The sequence below is a fragment of the Aminobacter sp. P4_D5 genome, assembly GCF_056401815.1.
In genome coordinates, this window is record NZ_JBFUIP010000991.1 from 1 (window position 1) to 607 (window position 607).

Below are 607 nucleotides of genomic sequence, written 5' to 3' on the forward strand. Positions count from 1 at the left end.
CTTCCTGGAGGCCTCGCTGTGAGTGGCACCAGCTTCACCGCCCGCAGCTACGACGCGATCGTGCGCGACCTGCTCACGACCCTCGTCGGCGGCACCGTGCGCGAAAGCCTGACCGCGCCACCCGAGGGCCTGCCGGTGACGCCGATGCTCCTGACCAAGCGTCCGGTGCGGCAGGTGAGCTTCCTGGAAGGCGCGGTAACGGTCGGCGCGGGCGTTGCGGCACGGCAGATCACCTACCGGTTCACCCCCGCTGATTTCGAGCTGGTCGCGGCCTCCGGCGCCGGCGAGCCCGATGCGATCCGCTTCCGGCCGGAGGGGCGGCGCCCGATCCCGGGCACGCCACTCACGGTGAACTATTTCCCGGTGCAGGCGGAGCGCACCGAGCTGACCGACCTCAGCGTCGGCTCCGTGGTGCGGACCATGCTGGAGACGGTGGGGCGGGAGATGGCGCTCTCCTACCAGATGCTCGACCGCATCTACGACAGCGCCTTCATCGAGACCTCGGAGGCCGGATCGCTCGACCGCCTGGTGGCGCTCGTCGGGGTCGCGCGGCTGTCGGCGACGCGGCCCATCGTCGGCCTGCGCTTCGAGCGCGCGGAGCGGGAGC

1 protein-coding gene is annotated in these 607 nt (G+C 71.7%); it reads left to right on the forward strand.

What is annotated here, in order from left to right:
- Positions 1-18: 18 nt before the first annotated feature.
- Positions 19-607, forward strand: a 589-nt coding sequence (locus AC1DWF_RS36245; protein ID WP_476843281.1) for a hypothetical protein, incomplete at its 3' end; no start/stop codon positions are given.